This is a genomic window from Kitasatospora phosalacinea (assembly GCF_000717185.1).
GTDB lineage: Bacteria > Actinomycetota > Actinomycetes > Streptomycetales > Streptomycetaceae > Kitasatospora > Kitasatospora phosalacinea_A.
This window is the reverse complement of the sequence record NZ_JNYE01000070.1, coordinates 1-21,394: the sequence shown is the minus strand read 5'-3', so window position 1 is coordinate 21,394 and position 21,394 is coordinate 1. Positions and strand designations below refer to the sequence as shown.

At 76.1% G+C, this 21,394-nt stretch carries 12 protein-coding genes and 2 pseudogenes; 1 reads left to right on the top strand and 13 read right to left on the bottom strand.

What is annotated here, in order from left to right; all coding sequences use genetic code 11:
- Positions 1-55: 55 nt before the first annotated feature.
- Positions 56-2,926 carry a helix-turn-helix transcriptional regulator gene (locus tag OO57_RS26110; protein ID WP_081973973.1) on the bottom strand — a complete coding sequence of 957 codons (2,871 nt, stop codon included), beginning with the start codon at positions 2,924-2,926 and terminating at the stop codon, positions 56-58.
- 94 nt (positions 2,927-3,020) lie between these two features.
- A complete protein-coding gene (locus OO57_RS26105) occupies positions 3,021-3,629 on the bottom strand; it encodes a TetR/AcrR family transcriptional regulator (RefSeq protein ID WP_063737645.1) in 609 nt (202 codons plus the stop codon).
- A 270-nt stretch (positions 3,630-3,899) separates the two neighbouring features.
- Here OO57_RS26105 and OO57_RS26100 point away from each other — a divergent pair, with 270 nt between their 5' ends.
- On the top strand, positions 3,900-5,444 hold the full coding sequence (locus OO57_RS26100) for an MDR family MFS transporter (RefSeq protein ID WP_051778259.1): 1,545 nt from the start codon (positions 3,900-3,902) through the stop codon (positions 5,442-5,444).
- Positions 5,445-5,521: 77 nt separating this feature from the next.
- Here the strand turns inward: OO57_RS26100 and OO57_RS26095 are convergent, their stop codons facing one another.
- From OO57_RS26095 to OO57_RS45960, 11 genes and pseudogenes are all read right to left on the bottom strand, one after another.
- On the bottom strand, positions 5,522-6,322 hold the full coding sequence (locus tag OO57_RS26095; RefSeq protein ID WP_033255110.1) for an AfsR/SARP family transcriptional regulator: 801 nt from the start codon (positions 6,320-6,322) through the stop codon (positions 5,522-5,524).
- Positions 6,319-9,510 (bottom strand): non-ribosomal peptide synthetase, encoded by a 3,192-nt coding sequence (locus tag OO57_RS26090; protein ID WP_033255109.1) that lies wholly within the window; start codon positions 9,508-9,510, stop codon positions 6,319-6,321. The genes OO57_RS26095 and OO57_RS26090 overlap by 4 nt, the downstream gene beginning before the upstream one ends.
- A 26-nt stretch (positions 9,511-9,536) precedes the next feature.
- On the bottom strand, positions 9,537-10,343 hold the full coding sequence (locus OO57_RS26085) for a hypothetical protein (RefSeq protein ID WP_033255108.1): 807 nt from the start codon (positions 10,341-10,343) through the stop codon (positions 9,537-9,539).
- A gap of 163 nt (positions 10,344-10,506) precedes the next feature.
- Positions 10,507-11,979 (bottom strand): MFS transporter, encoded by a 1,473-nt coding sequence (locus OO57_RS26080; RefSeq protein WP_106974107.1) that lies wholly within the window; start codon positions 11,977-11,979, stop codon positions 10,507-10,509.
- Positions 11,976-12,212 carry a ferredoxin gene (locus tag OO57_RS26075; RefSeq protein WP_033255107.1) on the bottom strand — a complete coding sequence of 79 codons (237 nt, stop codon included), beginning with the start codon at positions 12,210-12,212 and terminating at the stop codon, positions 11,976-11,978. The genes OO57_RS26080 and OO57_RS26075 overlap by 4 nt, the downstream gene beginning before the upstream one ends.
- Positions 12,209-13,480: a cytochrome P450 gene (locus OO57_RS26070; protein ID WP_051778258.1), complete on the bottom strand. Its 1,272-nt coding sequence runs from the start codon at positions 13,478-13,480 to the stop codon at positions 12,209-12,211. The genes OO57_RS26075 and OO57_RS26070 overlap by 4 nt, the downstream gene beginning before the upstream one ends.
- A 186-nt stretch (positions 13,481-13,666) precedes the next feature.
- Positions 13,667-15,154 carry an FAD-dependent monooxygenase gene (locus OO57_RS26065; RefSeq protein WP_033255106.1) on the bottom strand — a complete coding sequence of 496 codons (1,488 nt, stop codon included), beginning with the start codon at positions 15,152-15,154 and terminating at the stop codon, positions 13,667-13,669.
- Positions 15,151-18,363: a type I polyketide synthase gene (locus OO57_RS26060; protein ID WP_033255105.1), complete on the bottom strand. Its 3,213-nt coding sequence runs from the start codon at positions 18,361-18,363 to the stop codon at positions 15,151-15,153. Before OO57_RS26060 ends, OO57_RS26065 begins: the two co-directional genes overlap by 4 nt.
- Before the next feature lie 254 nt (positions 18,364-18,617).
- Positions 18,618-19,201: pseudogene (locus OO57_RS47430) on the bottom strand (beta-ketoacyl reductase); the annotation flags it as partial.
- 26 nt (positions 19,202-19,227) lie between these two features.
- Entirely contained in the window at positions 19,228-20,958 is a 1,731-nt protein-coding gene (locus tag OO57_RS45965) for a polyketide synthase dehydratase domain-containing protein (RefSeq protein WP_033255103.1), read from the bottom strand.
- 53 nt (positions 20,959-21,011) lie between these two features.
- Positions 21,012-21,368: pseudogene (locus tag OO57_RS45960) on the bottom strand (acyltransferase domain-containing protein); the annotation flags it as partial.
- Positions 21,369-21,394 lie beyond the last annotated feature (26 nt).

Here is a 21,394-nt window from a genome sequence, read left to right as displayed (position 1 = left end):
GGCGCCGCCGTGAAAACGGGTGCCGCCGGGCGGGGCGGGGCCGCCCGGCGGGCCGTCACGCGGCTTCCAGGGAGAGTTCGCGCAGGCGGTCGGCGAGCTTGGTGCGGCGGGCGACGCCGAGCTTGCGGTAGACCCGGGTGAGGTGCTGCTCGACCGTGCTGACGGTGATGTGCAGCAGGTCCGCGATCTCCCGGTTGGTGCAGCCCCGGGAGGCGAGCTGGGCGACCCGCTGCTCGGCCTCGCTGAGCCGCTCCTCGGTGCGGGCGGGTTCCTCGCTGCGGGCCGGTTCCCCGGCCCGCGGCGGGGGACAGCCCGCCGGGTCCGCGTCCGGCCGGGTCCGTGGCGCCGGCACCCGGGCGGGCCGCTCCTGCTCCAGCAGGGACTGGGCCCGCCGGGCGGCCGTCCGGGCCTGCTGGGCCTCGCCGAGTTCGACGTAGGCGCGGCTGAGCGCGAACATCGTCAGCGCGGACTCGCGCGGGTGGCCGCACGCTTGCAGGAGCCTGGCGGAGCGCTTGAGCAGGGCGGCCTGGCGGGCGGGTGACTCGGTGGCGGCCGCGAGGTGGCGCAGGGTCATGCCGTGGGTGGCGCCGGTGGTGTAGCGCACCAGGTCGAGCTGCTCCTGGGCGAGGGCGCGGGCCTCGGCCTGCCGGTCGAGCCGGAGCAGGGCCTGGGCGAGGTCGGTGCGCCAGGGCACCAGGGCGGGCAGGTCGAGGCCCCACTCGGTCATCAGGCGGCGGCAGGAGGTGAAGTCGGCGACGGCGGCGAGCGGGCGGCCGGCGGCGAGCTGGGCGTGGCCGCGGGCGTGCAGGTAGCGCAGGCCGTGGCGGCTGCGAAACAGGCCCCTGGGCAGCGGCCGTCCGAGCAGGTCGGCGGCGGTCTCGTGGTCGCCGCGCCCGGCGGCGGCCAGGACCAGGGCGCTGATCGGCCCCGCGATGCCGGTGCCCCAGGCCCGTTCGGGCATCCGGGCCAGCGCGGTGCGGGCGTACCGTTCGACGACGGCCGCGGGTTCGCCGCGGCGCTGGGCGATCTCGGCGCGCCAGCCGGCCAGCACGGCCTGCCACTGCGGGACCCGCCGGGCCTCGGCCTGCCGGAGCAGGTCCTCGCACTCGGCGGCGGCCAGGTCGAGGCGTTCGGTGTAGACGGCGGCGGCCAGCCAGTCGAGGACCGGTTCGACGGTGGCGGGGGTGAGCCGCCGCCCGCTGACGACCCGTTCGACGCGGCGCAGGTCCTCGTCGGTGGCCCGGCGGGTGAGGACGGCGTGCAGCAGGTCGACGGCCCGGCGGGGTTCGACGGCGGGGGCGGCCGGGTCCGCGGGGGCCGCGGCGGGGGCGGCCAGTGCGCGGACGTCCTCGGGCAGGGCGCGGAACTCGCCGGGGAAGGAGGTGGACAGCCAGCGCAGCGAGAACGCCAGCTCGGAGGCGTCGGCGAAGTCGGAGCGGGCGGCCGGGTCGGCCAGGGCGAGCAGCGCCTCGGTGCCCTCGTCCGGCAGGCCCTGCCGGAACAGTAGCCGCCCCAGGGTGCCGAGGTGGCGCCGCGGCAGTTCGCCGGCCCGCATCGAGGCGAGCACCCCGGCGGTGCAGCAGGCCGCGGCGGCGGGCCGCAGCTGCCAGTCGGCCTGGGCGAGCAGGGCGCCGACGGCGGCGCGCCGTTCGGGCTCGTCGGCGAGGCGGCGGGCGAGCCGGAGGTGGGCCGCGGCCGTCTCGACGTCGCCGCAGGCCAGCAGGTGCTCGGCGGCCCCCTGGAGGGTGTCGACCGCCCAGGCGGGGAACGGGCCGTCGCTGTCGACGAGGTGCTCGGCGACGTCGGTGGCCGGTCGGCCGGCCTCGTACAGGACGCGGGCGGCGTAGTGGTGGATGCCCACCCGGCGGGCGGTCGGGACGGTGGCGAGGACGGTCTCCCGGACGGCGGCATGTCGGAACCGGTGGTGCCGGTCCAGCAGTCCGACGGCGCTGAGGCGCTCGGCGGCGTACCGGCAGGAGGGGTCGGCGGCGTCGTCCTCGCGCTCGGCCAGGGCGGCGGTGACGGGTCCGAGGACGGCCATCCGCTGGGCGGCGGAGCGGATCTCGGGGGGCATCCGGTGCAGGGCGAACAGCACCGCCTCGCGGAACGCGGGGCCGGGGACGTCGGCGGGCCGGCCGTCCGGGGTGGTGGCGGCGCGGTCGCCGGCCAGGCCGAGGACGAGCAGCGGGTTGCCGCCGCTGACGGCGTGGCAGTGCCGGGCGGTGGCCTCGTCGGCGGGGCGGCCGCCGGGGGCGCGGGCCAGCAGTTCGGCGACGCCCTGCCGGGACAGCGGGGCGAGCTGGAGGCGCTGGAAGTCGAACCGGTGGAGGAGTTCGAGCAGTTCGTGGTTGCGGATCGAGTCGACGTGGCCGTTGCGGGTCAGCAGCAGGAAGAGCGGGGTGCGCTGCAGCCGGGGCGCCAGGTTGGCCAGGACGCGCAGCGACTCGGCGTCGGCGTCCTGGACGTCGTCGACGCCGAGCAGGACGGGGCCGCGGTCGAGGGCCCGCAGCAGGATCCGGCCGAACTCGCGGCCGGTCCGGTCGACCCGGTCGGTCCAGTCGGTCCGGTCCACCCAGTCGGTCCGGTCGGTCCAGTCGCTCCGGTCGGCGCCGGGCTCGCCGCCGGGCCCGCTGTCGGCGGTGCCGACGAGTTCGGCGACCCGGCCGCGGGCCTCCGGGTCGAGCGGGGCCTGCCGGAGCAGCTGTTCGAGCACGGCGAAGGGCCGGTCGCGTTCGGCGGGCGCGGCGAAGGCGAGCAGCACCCGGGCGCCGTGCCGCTCGGCGTGGGCCGCGGCGGCGTCGAGCAGGCGGGTCTTGCCGATGCCGGTGGCGCCGGTGATCAGGGCCGCGCGGCCGCGTCCGCGCTGGACCTCGGTGTACATCGCGGCCAGTTCCCGCATGTGTTCCGCACGTTCTATCAGGTGCATGCCAGTCCCCCGTTGCTCCCTACGTTCCCACCGTGCCCTCGTCCGACCGCTCCGGCCCGGCCCGGCCCGCCGCCCGACCTGCCGCCCCGGCCCGCTACCCGGCCCGCAGGCCGTCGCAGAAGATCCGCAGCACCCGGCGCGACAGCCCGGGATCGTGGCCGCTGCGCCGGGTGGCGATCAGCGTGCTGGCCATCACGGCCATCAGTTCGGTGACCGTCACGTCCTGCCGGATGCCGGCCTCCTGGGCCCGGGAGAGCAGGACGCCGAGGACCTCGTCGAGGCCGCGGGTGGCGGCTCCGGTGACCTCGCCGACGTCGACCCCGGCGCCGATCAGGGCGTCCACCAGGTCCTTCTTGACGGCGCCCTCGTCCAGCACGTCGAACAGGAAGTCGAACAGCGCGGCCGCCGGGTCCGGCATCGCGGTGAGGCTCCGGGCCTTCTCGGTGAGGCGCTGGATGCGGGTGATGACCACCGCTTCGAACAGCGCCTCCTTGGTCGGGAAGTGCCGGTGCACGGTGCCCGGGCCGACCCCGGCCCGGCGGGCGATCTCGTCGAGCGAGACCGAGTGGCCCTCGCGCGCGAAGGTCTCCAGGGCGGCGGCGAGGATCTGGTCCCGGTTGCGCCGCGCGTCGGCCCTCAGCGGGCGCGGCGAGGGGGGCGCGTAGGGGATGGACGAGTCGGTGCCCGGTCCGCCAACAGCCATCTCCAGCCTCCCCGCCAACCGCGTCGCGGCAGTCAGTGCCCGCCGTCGGCGGACGCTCGATTCTAGCTGTGATCTGCGGATTCGGAAGTGCCTATTTCCGACACGGAGAGTCATACCGTACACGCAACATCCTCCTGGAGCAGGCACGGTGGCCACTCGAAGCGATCATTGACAACCGGGTCGGGGGCCCCGTATTTTCCTAACCGGGTCCAAGGCCCCGGTTATGCGCCGCCGGATCCGCCCGTCCCTTCGAATCCGGGGAGTCCCTCCGTGTCCACTTCAGCGGCGCCCAGCGCCAACGCAGGCATCCGCGGCGTCCTGCCCGGTCTGATGCTCGCGCTCCTGCTCTCGATGCTCGACGCGATGATCGTCACCACCGCGCTGCCCACCATCGCCGGCGACCTGGGCGGGTTCAGCCGCCTCTCCTGGGTCATCACCGCCTACATCCTGACCTCGACGGTCTCCACCCCGCTGTGGGGCCGCCTCAGCGACGTGTTCAGCCGCAAGCACCTGCTGCTCGCCGCGATCCTGGTCTTCACGGTCGGCTCGGTGCTGTGCGGCATAGCCCAGTCGATGACCGCGCTGATCGTCTTCCGGGCGCTCCAGGGCATCGGCGCGGGCGGCCTGATGGTCGGCGTGATGTCCGTCATCGGCGTCATGGTCGCCCCGCAGGAGCGCGGCAAGTACCAGGGCTACATCGCCGCGCTCAGCGCCGTCGCCACCGTCGGCGGCCCGCTGCTCGGCGGCGCCCTGACCGACCACGCCACCTGGCGCTGGGCCTTCTACCTGAACGTGCCGATCGCCGTCGTCGCGGTCTGGTTCGTGGCCTCCCGGCTCGACCTGCCGCACAACCGCGGCACCGGCCGGCTCGACTACCTGGGCGCCGCCCTGCTGACCGTGGCCTCCACCGCCGTCGTGCTGTTCACCACCTGGGGCGGCACCGAGTACGCCTGGGGCTCGCCGACCATCCTGGGCCTGATCGCGCTCGCCGTGGTCACCGTCGCCGCCACCGTGGTGGTGGAGCGCCGCGCCGCGCAGCCGATCCTGCCGCCGCACCTGTTCCGCTCCCGCAACTTCACCTCCAGCCTGGTGCTGGGCTTCCTGGTCGGCATCGGCCTGTACGGCTCCATCACCTACCTGCCGGTGTACCAGCAGAGCGTGCAGCACCTGTCCGCCACCAGCAGCGGCCTGCTGCTGCTGCCGGTGCTCGGCGGCATGCTGGTCGCCTCGATGTACAGCGGCCGGCTGATGAGCGACCCGGGCCGGCACCGGCTGATCCTGGCGGGCGGCGGCGCGCTGCTCAGCGTCGGCGCCTTCCTGCTCTCGCTGATGACCGCCGACACCTCCTCCGTGGTCTCCTCCGCCTACATGGTGATCTTCGGCCTGGGGCTCGGCCTGGTCTTCCAGAACGTCATGGTGGTCACCCAGAACAGCGTCGAGCTCAAGGACATGGGCGTCGCCAGCGGCACCCTGACGTACTTCCGCTCGGTCGGCGGCTCGTTCGGCGTCTCGCTGTTCGCCGCGGTCTTCACCAGCCGGCTCGCCGACTCCCTCGACTCCCAGCTCTCCCCCGCCGACCTGGCGGCCGTGCACAGCAACGGCGGCCGGCTGGACTCCGACGCGGTGCAGTCGCTGTCCGAGGCCACCCGCAGCGCCTACGTCGAGGCGGTGGCGCACGCCACGCAGGGCATGTTCCGCTGGGCGCTGCCCTTCTTCGTGGTCGCCCTGCTGGTGGCCCTGTTCCTCAAGGGCAGGCCCAAGGAGGCCGCCCCCGCCCCGCAGGCCGCCCCCAAGCAGACCGAGCCCGCGAGCTGAGCCCGCCCCGGCCGACCGGCGCGGCCCCGTGGCGAGTGCTCGCCACGGGGCCGCGGTCGTCGATCCAGGCACCGCCGTCAGCCCGCGTACGCCGCGAGGGGCACCCGGCTGCGGTCGTCGGTGGCCAGCACCGCCCGCTGCAGCTCGCGCAGCCGCAGGCCGGGCTCCAGGCCCAGCTCCCGGCGCAGCACGTCCCAGGCGTGGCCGTACACCCGCAGGGCGTCGGCCCGCCGCTCGGAGGCGAACAGCGCGCGCATCAGCTGCGCGTAGAACACCTCGTGCAGCGGGTGCTCCGAGGTCAGCCGGTAGAGCCGGCCGACCAGCTCGCGGTGCCGGCCGAGCACCAGCTCGGCCTCGATCTGCATCTCGATGCACTCCAGCCGCAGCTCCTCCAGCCAGCCCGCGAAGCCGGTGACGATCGGCCCGTTGCAGAGCTGGCCGAGGGCCGGGCCGTGCCACAGCTCCAGCGCGGCGGAGAGGGTCGCGACCGCCTCCGCGCACCGGCGCTCGACCAGCTCCCGGCGCCCGCGCTGCACCAGCCGCTGGAACACCAGGCAGTCCAGGTCGTCCGGCCCGACCTGGAGCAGGTAGCCGGCCGCCGAGGTGACGATCGGGCCGACGGTCTGCCGGGCCGGGCGGTCACCGGCGTCGGCGCCCGCGAGCAGCTTGCGCAGCTGCGAGATGTAGACGTGGATCGCCGGGGTCGCCCGTCTGGGCGGGTTCTCGCCCCAGATCTCCAGGGTCAGCTGCGGCACGGAGACCACCTGGTTGCCCCGCACCAGCAGCGTGGCCAGCACGCTCTCCATCTTGGGCGCGCTGATCGGCCAGGCCGCGCCCCGGTCGATCACCCGGAGCGGACCGAGCACCTGGTACTTCATTCGCCCTCCCCCGTACGGTCGGTTGACTCTCCCCCGTCGGCCGCCCGCAGGCACCCGGCCAGCCGGGCCGGGGTCGGGTGCTCGAACAGGTCCGCCAGCTTCAGCCGCACGCCGGTCAGCGCCTCGGCCTCCTGGACCAGCAGTGCCCCGAGCAGCGAGTGGCCGCCGTGGGAGAAGAAGTTGGTGTCCCCGGACACGTCCTGCCGTTCCAGGACCCGCTGCCAGAGCCCGACGAGGTCCGCGACCAGCTGGTCCCGCACCTCCCCGGCCTCTTCCTGCGGCCGGTCCTCCGGCGCGGCCGGCCGCGGCTGCCGGGCGGCGAGCGCCACCAGCGCCGGGTAGTCGGTCTTGTCGTTGAGCGTGGTGGGCAGGCTCTCCAGGACCAGGAAGCGCTGCGGCAGCACGGCGCGCGGCAGCCGCGACCCGGCGTGCTCCCAGAGCCGGTCCGCCAGGCCGTCCGCCGCGTCCGCCCCGTCCGCCGCGGCGGGGGAGGCGGGTTCGACGAAGGCCCACAGGACGGCGTCCGCCGCCGGGTCGCCGACCACCGCGACGGCCGCGCCGCGCACCTCCGGGTGGGCCAGCAGGACGGACTCGACCTCGCCGAGCTCGATCCGGTTCCCGCGCAGCTTGACCTGCCGGTCGGCCCGGCCCAGCAGCTCCAGGGTGCCGTCCGGCCGCCAGCGGGCCAGGTCGCCCGTCCGGTAGAGCCGGCCCAGCAGCGGGTGCTCCGCGAAGCGCTCGGCGGTCAGCTCCGGACGGCCGTGGTAGCCGTCCGCGAGGCCCGCGCCGCCGATGCACAGCTCGCCGCGGACGCCGACCGGCAGCACGGAGCCGTCCGGTGCGAGCACCCGCACCCGGGTGTTGGCGATCGGCCGGCCCACGTGCACCGGCCGGTCCGGGTCCGTCAGCACGCCCGAGGTCGACCAGACGGTCGTCTCGGTCGGGCCGTACACGTGGTGCAGGGTGCAGCCGGTGGCCAGCAGCGCCGCGACCAGCGGCGGCGGCGCGGGCTCGCCGCCGCACAGCACGCGCCGGCCGCGCAGCGCGCCGCCGACCCGGTCCAGCACCAGCCGCCAGGTGGTGGGGGTGGCCTGGACGACCGCGGCGTCGTGCCGCTCGACCAGCTCGCGCAGCACCGCGCCGTCGGTCCTGGCCTCGTCGGGGGCGGCGACCGCGCTGCCGCCGTGCGCGAGCGGGACGAACAGCTCCAGGCCGGAGATGTCGAAGGAGAAGGTGGTCAGCCAGATCGCCGCGGCGCCGGGGCCCGCGGCCAGTTCGGCGCCGAAGTGGGCGACCAGGTTGGCGAGCGCGCGGTGGCCGACCACGGTGCCCTTGGGGCGGCCGGTCGACCCGGAGGTGTAGATCAGGTACGCGGGCGCCGCCGGGTCGGCGGCCACCGGGGCGTCCGGCAGCGGGCAGGGCCCGGCCTCGGCGGCCGGGGCCAGCGGCAGCACCGGCAGCGCGCCGGTGCCGGGCAGGACCACGCCGGGGCCGGTGAGCACCGCGCGGACCCCGGAGTCCGCCAGCTGGTAGGCGATCCGCTGCTCGGGGTGCTCGGGGTCGAGCGGCAGGTACGCGGCGCCGGCCAGCCAGCTGCCGAGCACGGCCGCGGCCAGTTCGGGGCCGCGGGCGGCGGCCACCGCCACCACCTCGCCGCGTCCGGCGCCGACGGCGGCGAGCTGCCGCTCGACGGCGCGGGCCGCCCGCCACAGCTGCCGGTAGCTGGTGGCGCCCGCCGCGCCGTGCACGGCCGGGGCGTCCGGTGCCTGCGCCACCCGGGCGGTGAACGCCTCCAGCACGGTGGCGGGGTCGATCGGGGCGGCGGTCCGGTTGGCGGCGCCGATCACCTCGCGGTCGCGGGCGCTCCACACCGGGATCTCGCCGACCGGCCGCCGGTCGTCCTCGGCGAGGGCGACCAGCAGGGCGTCGTAGCGCTCCAGCAGCGCCGTGACCTCCTCGGCGGTGAGCAGTTCGGTGCAGTGCACGGCCCGGATCCGCAGCCGGTCGGCCGAGGAGAGCACGAAGAACTCCAGGTCGAACTTGCTGTAGCCGTTCTCGACCACCAGCGGTTCGGCGTCGGCGCCGCCGATGGTGAAGTTCGGCAGCACGGTGTCCGGCACGTAGTTGAACAGGTGCCGGAACAGCATGTTGCGCCAGGACGACCCGCTGCGCGGCACCGTCCCGGTCAGGTGGTCGACGGGCACGTCGGCGTGCGCGAGCGCGTCGAAGAACGTCTCGCGGGCGGCCCGGACGAACGCCCGCACCGGCTGCTCCGGGGTCACCCGGGTGCGCAGCGGCAGCACGTTCACGTGGTAGCCGATCGCACCGGCCGCGTCCCGGGGGCGCACGTCGACCGGGGAGCCGACCGCGAGGTCGGGTCCGGCCCCGTGCGCGGCCAGCAGCAGCTGGTAGGCGGCCAGCAGGACCACCGCCTCCGGTGCGCGGGCCGAGCGCCGCAGCCGGGCGACGGCGTCCCGGGCCTGCTCCGACAGCTCGTACGAGACCCGGCCGCCGAGCAGGGTGGGCTCGGCGGGGTCGGGGGCGCCGCACCACAGGTCGAGCGCCCCGGGGTCGTAGTCGGCGAGCTGCTTGTGCCAGAACTCCAGGCTCTCCTCGCGCGCCTCCGGTTCGACCAGGGCGGGCACCGTCCGCAGCAGCGCGGGCGGCGGGGCGCCGTGGTCGAGCAGGGCGGTGTAGGCCTCGGCGAGTTCGGCGAGGAACGGCACCGCGGAGAGGGTGTCGAAGACCAGGTGGTGCACGGCCAGGCAGACCACCTCGCGGTCGGCGCCGCGCAGGACGGCGGCGCGCAGCAGCAGGCCGCCGTCGAGCTCGAAGCGCCGGCCGACGAAGGCGGTGAGGTCCGCGTCCAGGGTGTCGGGGGCGGTGTCCAGGACGGCCGGGACGAGCCGCACCCCGGCCGGGTCGAGGACGGTGCGGGTGAGCCGGGCGCCGGAGACCCGGTAGACGGTGCGCAGTGCCTCGTGCCGCCGCACCAGCAGCGAGAGGGACTGCTCCAACAGGTCCTCGCGAATGCTCCCGGCCACCGCGAAGGCGACCGAGAGGTTGTTCGCGGCGCTCTGCGGGGCGAGGCGCTCCAGCAGCCAGAGGGCTTCTTCCTTGCGGCTCGCGGCGACTGCTCCGGTGCCCTCCCCGGCCCCGGTCGACGTCCGGATTTCCGACGTGTGCATGACCTCTCCTTCCTCGGCTGGTGCCGTCACGCGAGTAGCTGGGCCACCGTTCGCGCGACCTGGTCGTCGCGCAGCAGTTCGGTGTGCGGCAGGTCGAAGGAGATCTCCCGGGCGACCAGCCCGGTGCGCTCCTCGGGGGGCAGCGGGTTGAGTCCGCTGTGCGGGGTGGCGGAGCTCAGGGCGGTCGCCCCGGCCCACTGCGGGCGCGGGTCCAGGTCGGCGGCCGCGACCAGGTAGCCGAGGAAGGAGGCGAAGGTGGCGACCACCTCGGCCCCGCGCTCGGCGTCCAGGCCGGTGCGCCGGAAGGCCGGCTCGCCGTACTCGCGGAACAGCCCGCACAGGGCGGCGGCGAGCGGGCGCATGCCGTCGTGCTCGTGGCGGGCCCGCTTGCCGGCCTGCCGGGCCTCGTCGATCTCGGGCGCGGAGAGCAGCGGCGCCAGACCGCCGACGAGCTCGTGGTAGTGCCGGTGCAGCAGGTCCGGGTCGGGCCGTTCGGGGTCGAACAGGACCAGCCGGGGCGGCTCGTCCTGGTGCCGGGCGATCTCGGCGGCCAGCCCGGCCGCGAACACGCTGCCCACGCAGAACCCGAGGACGGTGCGGACCGGGCCGCCGGTGGCGTCGGGCAGCCAGCGCGCCAGGTAGTCGGCGCCGCTCATGGCGGCCTCGCTGCCGGTCGGCGGCGGCGCGGTCTCCCACGCGTCGGCGGTGGTGCCGAGCCGGGCGACCAGGTCACCGAACCCGGCGACCGTCCGGCCGGTCGCCGGGAAGTCGGAGGCGAGAATCGTTGCGGGATTTCCGTTTCCACTCAGGACGTTCCACGAATTCGAGCGCATCGGTCCGTTCCTAGAATTCAATGGCGGGATTTTGCGAGTGCTTTACCATTACTCTTCAGCAAATCGCGCTCCAACCTTCGGCCACGATTTGATTACACACGATGAATGGGCGAACCGGAGCCCCTACCGTCCCCTACCGGCCTTACCGGGAACCCCGATCGCTTTACTTCCGGGCGGGCCGCTCCGGCCCGTTCCGAAACGCGACCAGGGCCAGCACCAGCGCGCAGGCGACGAAACCCGTGGCGATGGTGAAACCCGTCTCGATGCTGTGCACCAGGGGGGCGTGCCCGGCCTTCGGGGCGGCGCCGTGCCCGCCCGCGCCGCTCCGGCCGCCCGCGCTGACCAGGACGGCCAGGCCCAGCGAGGCGCCGATCCGCAGCATCGCCTGCTGCAGCCCGGAGGCGGCACCGGCCTCGCCGCGGCCCACCCCGGTCAGGATGATCGCGTTGAGCGGCATGACGGTCAGGCCGAGGCCGAGGCCGACCAGGACCAGCGGGGCGGCCAGGCCCTCCAGGTAGCCGGTGTGCTCCCCCGTCCGGGAGAACCAGAACGTGCCGGCGCCGAGCACCAGCGCGCCGCCGACCAGCAGCGGCCGGGCCCCGAACCGGGCCAGCGCCCGGGGGGCGGCCACCGCGGAGACCACCATCAGCACCGCCAGCGGCAGGAACGCGAACCCGGCGCGCAGGCCGCTGAAGCCGAGCACGGTCTGCAGGAACTGGGTGAGGAAGAAGAACAGGCCGGAGACGGTCGCCCCGACCAGCAGGGTGTCCAGGTACGCGGCGGCCCGCTCGCGCCGGGCCAGCAGCCGCAGCGGCACCACCGGCTGCTCGGCCCGCAGTTCGACCCCGACGAACACCACCAGCAGCACCGCGGCGGCGGCGCCGGAGGCCAGCGTGCGGCCGTCGCCCCAGCCCCTGGTCTGCGCCTGGACGAAGGTGTTCACCAGCGCCGCCATGCCGAGGGTGGAGGTCAGCGCGCCCGGCAGGTCGAAGCGGCCGCGGCGGCGCTCGGACTCCTCGACGTAGAACGGCGTGACCGCCAGCACGGCCAGGCCGATCGGCACGTTGAGGAACAGCGTCCAGCGCCAGGAGGCCAGCGAGAGCAAGCCGCCCAGGATCATGCCGACGGCCGTTCCGGCACCGGCGACCGTGGAGAACACGCCCAGCGCCCGGTTGCGTTCGGGCCCCTCGGCGAAGGTCGTGGCGAGCATCGCCAGCGAGGTCGGCTCGGCCAGTGCCGCGCCGACGCCCTGGCCGACCAGGGCGGCGATCAGCACCGGCGCGGTGGGCGCGAGCGCGGCCAGCAGCGAGGAGGCGGTGAAGACCGCGATGCCGGTGAGGAAGACCGCGCGCCGCCCGAGGATGTCGCCGAACCGGCCGCCGAGCAGCAGCAGGCCGCCGAAGGTCAGCATGTAGGCGTTGACCACCCAGGACAGGCTGGTGGGCGAGAAGCCGAGGTCGCGCTTGATGCCGGGCAGGGCGATGTTCACCACGGTGGTGGCGACCACGATCATCAGCTGGCAGCTGACGATGACGGCCAGCGTCACCATCGGGTGCCGCACCGACCGGGCGCCCGCGGCCGGGGCGGCCGCGTCGGCCGGGCCGGGGCCGGCCAGCAGGGGGGAGTCGGCGCTCACTGGTCCTCCGTCCGGGACAGCAGGGTGATGGCGTGCTCGGGGCAGGCGGCGGCGCCGCGGGCGGCGGCCGGGCGCAGCGCGGCGGGGACGGTGAACTCCCCCATCACGTTGAAGCCGCTGTCCTCCTCGACCTCGTACACCTCGGGCGCCATCGCGTGGCACAGCGCGTAGCCCTGGCAGGTGTCGCCGTCGACCCGGACGGTGGTGCTCCGCTGTTCGGCCGGGGCGCTCATCGGGCGGCTCCGGCAGCTCCGGCAGCTCCGGCGGCTCCGACCGTGAGGTCCAGCCGGTCCAGGCCGCGGATCGGCGAGTAGCGGGCGACCGGCTCGGTGCCGGGGGTGATCCGGTACGCGGGGATCCGGGCGTGCCACTCCTCCAGCGCGACCTTGACGATCCGGCGGGCCAGGTGCATGCCCAGGCAGCGGTGCGGGCCGATGCCGAAGGCCAGGTGGCGGACGGAGGTGCGGTCGAAGTCGACCCGGTCCGCGTCCTCGAAGACCTCCGGGTCGAGCCCGGCCATGCCCCAGGACATCATGACCCGGTCGCCCGCCCGCATCTTCACGCCGTGCAGTTCGACGTCGCGGGTGACGACCCGCGCGGTGGAGACCATCGCCTCGTGGCGGATCAGCTCCTCGGCCATCGCCGGGATGCGGCCGGGCTCCTCGACCACGGTGCGCTGGGCCTGCGGGTGCTCGGCGAGGTGCCGGAAGACCATGCTCAGCAGCGAGTTGGAGGTGTCCAGGCTGGCGAACATCGTCATCAGGATGATGTTCACGATCTCGTCCTGGGTGAGCGGCCGGCCGCCGTGCTCGGCCCGCAGCAGCGAGCTGATGACGTCCCGTCGGCCCTCGGTGCCCTCGGCGCGGCGGCGGTCCACGGCGGCGCTGAAGAACTCCCAGAGCGGGCGGCCCGCGGCGTGCAGCTCCTCGTCGTTGCGGGCGTTGGGCAGGCCCTCGCGGCGCAGCCAGTTCTTGTGGTCGAGCAGCTCCGGCAGGTGGGAGCGGTCGATGCCGAAGTTGATCAGGAAGGTCTCGGCGGGCAGCCGGACGGCGAAGTCCTCGACGAACTCGCAGGAGCCGCGGGCGGCGATCGGCTCGATCGCGTCGACCGCGGCCTGCCGGATCTGCGGGGTGATGGCGTTGACCACGCCGGGGTTGAACAGCGCGGACAGGGCCTGCCGCCAGGTGCGGTGCTCGTCCCCGTCGAGCTGGATCGGGATCAGTTTGTCCTTGTATATCTGGCGGTTGGGGATGCCGATGTCGGCGCTGGAGAAGACGTCCGCGTTGCGGGCGGCCCACTCCAGGTCGGCGTAGCGGGTCAGGATCCAGTAGCCGCCGAACTCCTCGGAGCGGACCACCGGCCCGTGCTCGCGGATCTCGTGCCACGGCCCGACCGGGTCCGCCTGGAGCCACGGCTGGTAGGTGCTCCACCGCCGGATCCGCTCCTCCGTGGTGCCCGGCGCCACCGGACACCCCCCGTGCTGCTCCGCTGTCCGGTCCATCCCGGAACTCCCTCCGACGTCAGGGGGGTGCGCGACCGGCCAGGCCCGCACCCCGCACCTTCCGCCCCAGGATGCTCGTCCGTGCCAAAGCCGCCCTTAAGTCCGGGTTAGGCCGGATCGGGGGATCGGCACGGGCGGGTGCGGGCGGTGCGGGTCGGTGCGGGGTCGCGTCGGAGGGGTGCCGGGCTACCGCGCCGGGTCGCCGAACCAGTGGGCGACGGCGGCGAGCAGCCGCCCCGGGTCGGGCGCGCCGGTGTCGACCAGGACGACGTGGCCGTCGGGGCGCACCAGCAGCCGGCGGACATCCGGGGCCGGGGCCTTGGCGGCGCGCGCCACCCGCAGCCGGTCGGACCAGCCGGACAGGTCGGGCGGCGCGCCGTCCTCGTCGAGCACCAGCAGCAGGCCGCGCCCGTCGGCGAGCGGCGCGGCGGCGTCCACCCCGTCCTCCGCCAGCAGCCCGGCCGGTTCCAGGTCGGGCAGGACGGCGCCGAGCAGCGGGTGGTCCGGGTCGGCGGGGGCCGGGTCGGTGACCGGGTAGCGGACCTCGGTGACGGCCTGCACCAGGATCCGGTTGACCTCCGGCACGGCGATCAGCTCGGTGAACAGTTCGCGCAGCGGCTCGGCCCGCTCCGGCGGGTACTGCAGCGGGACCTGGGCGAGCGCCCGCAGGCAGGCGCGCCGCCCCACGGGGTGGCGCTCGCGGTGGTAGCTGTCGAGGAGGCCGGGCGGGGCCCAGCCGTTGACCGTCGCGGCCAGCTTCCACCCCAGGTTGACGGCGTCGTGCAGGGCGGTGTTCAGGCCGTTGCCGGAGGACGGCGGGTGCGGGTGGGCGGCGTCGCCGGCCAGCAGCAGCCGCCCGTTGCGGTAGTCCTCGGCGAGCCGGGTGGGGCTGCCGTAGCGGGTCGTCCAGCGCGGCTCGGCGAACTCGGCGTCGGCGCCGGTGATCCGGCGGATCGCGGCGCGCACCTCGGCGACCGTGACGGGGGTGTCGGCGGCGGGCGGCTCCTGGTCGAACTCGACGGTCATCAGGCGCACTTCGGACGGGTCCGCGGGGTTCATCGGCAGCACCCCGAACTGCCCCCTGGGGTGCACCCCGGCCCGGAAGTGCTGCTGCGCGTCGCCGCTGACGGCGACGTCGGCGATGACGCCGTAGTACGAGGGGGCGAGCTCGCGGAAGGCGAACCCGCCGAGGTCGGCGACCGCGCTGTGCGGGCCGTCGCAGCCCACCAGGTAGGCGCCGGACAGCACCCGGCTGCCCGCCGCGGTGGCGACGGTGGCCTCCACCCCGTCCGCGTCCTGGCGCAGGCCGGTCAGCCGGTGGCCGGTCAGGACCTCCGCGCCGAGTTCCCGGGCGCGTTCCTCGAGCAGTTCCTCGGTGCGCCACTGGGGGACGATCAGGTCGTAGTGGTCGGTGCCGAGTTCGGTCAGGTCGAGCCAGAGGAAGGCGAAGTGGGTGCGCGGCCAGACCGGGGTGGCGGCGGTGCGGAACCGGTCGGCGAGGCCGCGGCGGCGCAGCGCGTCGATCGAGCGGGCGTGCAGCAGCATGCCGCCGGAGGCGCGTTCGCGGTGCGGCCGGGCCTCCAGGACGACGGCGTGCACCCCGGCGAGTTCGAGTTCGCAGGCGAGCATCAGGCCGGTCGGCCCGCCGCCCGCGATCAGCACGGTGGCGTTCATCGGGTCTCTCCTCCGGTGAGTTCGCGCCGCAGGTAGGCGGCCATGGCGAGCGGGGTCTCCAGGTCGTAGACGACGCTCGGCGGCAGCGGCAGGGCGGTGGCGGCGCACAGCCGGTTGCGCAGTTCGACGGCGGTCAGCGAGGAGAAGCCGATGTCCATGAAGTCGTCGTCGGGCGCGGGCTGCGCCGGGTCGGACAGTCCGAGGACGGCGGCGGCCGTGGTCCGGACGAGTTCCAGCAGCAGGCGTTCGCCCTCGGCCCCGTCGAGGGCGGCGAGCCGCGCGGCGAGCGCGGCGGGGGCGTCCGGGTCGCCCTGGTCGTCCGGTCCGGCGCCGCCCTCGGCCGGGAGCGGCCCGAGCCGTTCCCGCAGGGCCGTCAGCAGCGGTGCGGCGGCGGCCAGTTGGTCCTCGTCGAGGTGGAGCGCCGCGGCGATCGCGGCACCGTCCCCGGCGGCGACGGCCGCACCGAACCAGTCGTCGGGGCCGGCCGGCTGCGGCAGCCAGTAGGGGCGGCGCTGGAAGGCGTAGGTGGGCAGGTCGACGGTGCGGGCCGGGGGCACCAGCGCGGCCGGGTCCAGCGGGACGCCGTGGGCGTGCAACCGGGCCAGCGCGGCGTGCACGGCCGCCGGTTCGGGCCGGTCCCGGTGCACGGCGGCGACGGTGAGCACGGGGGCGGCGACCGGGTCGGCGGTGAGCGACTCGGCGGCGAGCGGGGCGAGCACCGCGTCCGGGCCGAGTTCCAGCAGGACGGTGGCCCCGGCCGACTCCGCGCTGCGCACCCCGTCGGCGAAACGCACGGCCTCCCGGATCTGCCGGGTCCAGTACGCGGGGGAGGCGAGCTGCTCGGCGGTGGCGGGCCCGCCGGTCAGGTTGGAGAGCACCGGCACGGTCGGCGGGTGGAAGCGCAGACCGGCGGCGAGGGTGCGGAAGCCGTCCAGGGCCGGGTCCATGTGGGACGAGTGGAAGGCGTGGCTGACCTTCAGCCGGTGCACCCGCACGCCCTGCTCCCGCCAGTGCTCGGCGAGCCGGTCCACGGCGTCCGCGTCGCCCGAGACCACCGTCGAGCGGGGGGAGTTGACCGCCGCGACGCCCACCCGGCCGTCGTCCGGCAGTGCGGCCGCCACCTGCGCCTCGGGGGCGCGGACGGCGAGCATCGCGCCGCCCGCGACGGCGTCGGCCATCAGCCGGCCGCGGGCGGCGACCAGGCGGCAGGCGTCCGGGAGGTCGAGCACGCCCGCCGCGTGGGCGGCCGCGAGTTCGCCGACCGAGTGGCCGAGCAGCAGGTCGGGCGCGGCCCCGTGGGAGCGCAGCAGCCGGTACAGCGCCACCTCGAAGGCGAACAGGGCGGGCTGGGTGTGCTCGGTGCGGTCGAGCAGGTCGGCCGGGCCGTCGAACATCAGCGTGCGCAGCGAGCGGCCGAGCAGCGGGTCGAACTGCTCGCACAGCTCGTCCAGGGCTTCGGCGAACACCGGGAAGGCGTCGTACAGTTCGCGGCCCATGCCGACCCGCTGGGCGCCCTGGCCGGTGAACAGGAACACCGTCCGCGGCCGGGCCGCCGCGGTGCCCGGGAAGACGCCGGGCGCGGGGACGTCCCGGGCGAGGGCGTCGAGCCCGGCGAGGGCGCGGTCGCGGTCCGGGGCGAGGACGACGGCGCGGTGCCGGAACAGCGTCCGGGCGGTGGCCAGGGTGTGGGCGGCGTCGGCGAGGCCGGTCTCCGGGTGCTCCGTCAGGTGGGCGTGCAGGCGGGCGGCCTGGGCGCGCAGGGCTTCCGCGGAGCGGGCCGAGAGCAGCAGCGGGGCACCGTCCGCCCGGGCGGGGGCGGGGTGTTCGGCCTCGGGGGCCTGTTCCAGGATCAGGTGGGCGTTGGTGCCGCTGATCCCGAACGAGGAGACCGCGGCGCGGCGCGGGCCGTCCCCGATCCACTTGCGGGCCTCGGTCAGCAGCTCGACCGTCCCGGCGGACCAGTCGACGTGCGGGGACGGCGCGTCGACGTGCAGGGTCTTCGGCAGCTCGCCGCGCCGGATCGCCTCCACCATCTTGATCACGCCGCCGACCCCGGCCGCGGCCTGGGTGTGCCCGATGTTCGACTTCAACGAGCCCAACCACAAAGGCCGTTCGGCACTGTGCTCGGCCCCGTAGGTCGCGATCAGCGCCTGCGCCTCGATCGGGTCACCCAACGTGGTGCCCGTGCCGTGCGCCTCCACCGCGTCCACGTCGGCGGCGCTCAGGCCCGCGTCCGCGAGCGCCTGCCGGATCACCCGCTGCTGGGCGGGCCCGTTGGGCGCCGTCAGACCGTTGGACGCACCGTCCTGGTTGACCGCACTGCCGCGCACCACCGCCAGCACCCGGTGCCCGTTGCGCCGGGCGTCCGAGAGCCGCTCCAGCAGCAGCAGGCCCGCGCCCTCGGCGAAACCGGTGCCGTCCGCGGACGCCGCGAACGCCCGGCAGCGCCCGTCCGGGGAGAGGCCGCGCTGGCGGCTGAACTCCACCAGCACCCCGGGGGTGGACATCACGGTGACGCCACCGGCCAGGGCGAGCGTGCACTCGCCGGCCCGCAGCGCGCGGGCGGCCAGGTGGATCGCCACCAGCGAGGACGAGCAGGCGGTGTCGACCGTCACCGCCGGGCCCTCCAGGCCCAGCGCGTAGGCGACCCGGCCGGAGGCGACGCTGCCCGCGCTGCCGCTGCCGATGAAGCCCTCCAGGTCGGCGGGGACGCGGCGGAGCCGGCTGCCGTAGTCGCCGTACATGGCGCCCGCGTACACGCCGACCCGTTCGCCGCGCAGCGCGTCGGGGCGGATCCCGGCGTGCTCGACGGCCTCCCAGGCGGTCTCCAGCAGCAGCCGCTGCTGCGGGTCGACGGCGAGCGCCTCGCGCGGCGAGATGCCGAAGAACCCGGCGTCGAACTCGGCGGCGTCGTACAGGAAGCCGCCGCTGCGGGTGGTGGAGCGGCCGGGCCGCTCCGGGTCCGGGTCGTAGAGCTCCGGGTCCCAGCCGCGGTCGACGGGCAGGCCGCCGATCGCGTCGCCGCCCGCGGCCAGCAGCTCCCACAGGCCGTCGGGGCCGGTGACGCCGCCGGGGAAGCGGCAGGCCGTGCCGATCACGGCGACCGGTTCGCTCCGGTCGGCCTCCAGCTCCGCGAGGCGGGCCTTGGTCCGCTGGAGGTCGGCCGTCACCCACTTGAGGTAGTCGACGAGTTTCGCTTCGTTTGTCATGGCGCTTCAGCCTCTTCAGGAAACGGCCGCGGTCAGCCGGCGGACCGGCCGAGCTGGTTGTCGATGAAGGCGAGGAGTTCGTCGGTGGAGGCGTCCTCGATGCCGTCGGCGGGGCCCTCGACGGGGCCGCGCCAGCGGGCCAGCACGGCCTCCAGCCGGGCGGCGACCCGGGCCCGGGTCGGCCCGTCCGCGGCCTCGGCGGGCAGGGCCCGCTCCAGCGCGGCGAGCCGGTCGAGCACCAGGTCGGCCGGGGTGGCCTCGGCGGGCAGCAGTTCCGCGCCCAGGTGCTCGGCGAGCGCGCCCGGCGTCGGGTGGTCGAAGACCAGCGTGGCGGGCAGCCGCAGCCCGGTCGCCGCGTTCAGCCGGTTGCGCAGCTGGACGGCGGTGAGCGAGTCGAACCCGGTGTCCTTGAACGCCTGCTGCGCGTCGACGGCGTCGGCCGAGGCGTGGCCGAGGACGGCCGCCACGTTCGCCCGGACGAGTTCCAGCACCGCCGCGGGGCGCTGCTCGGCGGGCAGGGCGCGGATCCGCTCGATGCTCGGCCCGTCCGGTGCGGCCGCGGCCGCCCGGGCGCCCGCCGGGGCCAGGCCGGTGAGGACGGCCGGGAGTTCGCCGCGGGCGGCGGCGGCGCGCAGCGCGGCCGGGTCCAGGCGGACGGGGGCGGCGGCGGGCAGGCCGGAGCGCAGCGCGGTGTCGAACAGCGCCCGGCCGTCCTCGTCCCCGATCGGGGCGACCCCGCCGCGGCGCAGCCGCTCCAGCCGGGCGCGGTCCAGGGTGCCCGTCCGTAGTTGGCCTGGCCGGGGTTGCCGATCAGGCCGGAGATCGAGGAGAACAGGACGAACGCGGCGAGCTCCCGGTCCTCGGTCAGCTCGTGCAGGTGCCAGGCGGCCGCACCCCGTACGCCGACACCAGATGCCGGGCGAACAACGCACCCAACCCGCCCGTCCCACCGGTGACCAGCACCGTCCCCGCCGGATCCAGGACCGGCGGCGTTTCGCCGGGTGCGGCGGCGGCGAGCGCGGGGGCCAGCAGGCGGTGGCCGCGCAGGGCGAGCTGCGGGGCTCCGGCGGCGAGCCGGGCCAGCGCGGGGCGGGCCGACTCGTCCAGGTCCCGGTCGCCGTCGCCGTCGAGGTCGCGGTCGCCGTCGAGGTCGAGCAGGGCCAGCCGGTCGGGGTGCTCGGACTGGGCCGAGCGGACCAGGCCCCACACGGCGGCGTCGGCGAGCGCGGTGACCCGGTCGCCGGCTTCCGCGGCGACCGCGCCGCGGGTGCAGAGCACCAGCCGCGAGTCGGCGAACCGCTCGTCCTCCACCCACGCCTGCACCAGGGCCAGGGCCCGGTGCAGTGCGGTGCGCACCGCCTCGGGGCCGCCGTCGCCGGGCGCGGCCGACGGGCGCACCAGCACCAGGTCCGGCAGCGGACCGGCGTCGGCGAGCCCGGCGAGCGCCAGCAGTTCCGGGTCGACGGACGGGTTGCCGGTGGAGGTGCCGACGCCGTCGGCGCACTCCAGGCGGACGGCGGTGACGGCGGGCGGCCCCGCGGGGGCGGGCGCCTCCGTCCAGACCAGCTGGTGCAGGGGCAGTTCGACCGCGCCCCGGGCGGCGGCCAGCTGCCGGGCGCTGATCGGCCGGACGGTCAGCGCGTCGACGGCGGCCAGCGGTCGGCCGTCCTCGCCGCTCAGCGCGAGGGAGACCGTGTCGGGCCCGGCCGGGGTGACCTCGACCCGGAGCGCGGTGGCGGCGTCGGCGGGCAGCCGGACGCCGGAGAAGGCGAACGGCAGCCGGATCCCGTCGTCCCCGGCGGGGCCGTCGGCCGCCTCCAGGGCGAGCACGTGCAGGGCGGCGTCCAGCAGCGCCGGGTGCAGGACGAAGCCCTCCGGGCCCGGCGCGGGCAGCCGCACCTCGGCGAAGCGCCGCTCCCCCAGCCGCCAGGCGGCCCGCAGGCCCTGGAAGGCCGGGCCGTAGCCGTAGCCGCGGGCGGCGAGCCGCGGGTAGAGGTCGGCGGTGCCGACCGGCTCGGCCCCGGCGGGCGGCCAGGGCGCGGCGGCAGCGGGCCCGGCGGACGGGAGGGGTGCGGCGGCGGGCCGGGCGGTGCCGGCGGCGTGCCGCAGCCACGGGGCGTCCGGGTCGGCGGCCGGGCGGGAGTGCACCGTCACCGCCCGGCGGCCGTCGGCGTCGGCGGCGCCGACCAGCACCTGGAGGCGGACGGCGCCGCGGGCGGGCAGCACCAGCGGCTGTTCCAGCGTCAGGTCCTCCAGTTCGGCGCAGTCGACCTGCGCGGCCGCGTGCGCGGCGAGTTCCAGGAAGGCGGTGCCGGGCAGCAGGACGGTCCCGTCCACCGCGTGGTCGGCCAGCCAGGGGTGGGCCTCGGCCGCGAGCGACCCGGTGAGCAGGAACCCGGCCCCGTCGGCGAGGGCGACGGCCGCGCCGAGCAGCGGGTGCCCGGTGCGGTCCAGGCCGAGGGCGGCGGTGTCGCCGGACGGCGCTTCCTGGTCGAGCCAGAAGCGCTCCCGCTGGAACGGGTAGGTCGGCAGCGCCGCCGTCCGCTCCGCACCGTCCGGGAACAGCCCGGCCCAGGCGACGGGTGCGCCCTGCACGTGACGGGGTGGCGCAGGTTGCGGTACCAGTAGCCGGCGTCGAAGGCGGAGTCGTCGGCCCAGTCGCCGGTGAGGGTGGAGAAGACCGGGACGCGGGCCGGTTGCGGCGCCAACCCGGCCAGCAGCTCGGCGAGTTCGTCCTCGATGGCCTCGACGTGCGGGGAGTGCGAGGCGTAGTCGACCGGGACGCGGCGGTTGCGGATGCCCGACCGGTCGCACTCGGCGGCGAGTTCGTCGAGCGCGTCGCCGTCACCAGAGACCACGACGGCGGCGGGGCCGTTGACGGCGGCCAGGGCCAGCCGTCCGGGCCGGTCGGCGATCAGTCCGGCGACCTGCTCGGCGGGGGCGGCGACGGAGAGCATCCCGCCCCGACCCGCCAACGCCCGGATCGCCCGACTGCGCAACGCCACCACCCGCGCCCCGTCCTCCAACGACA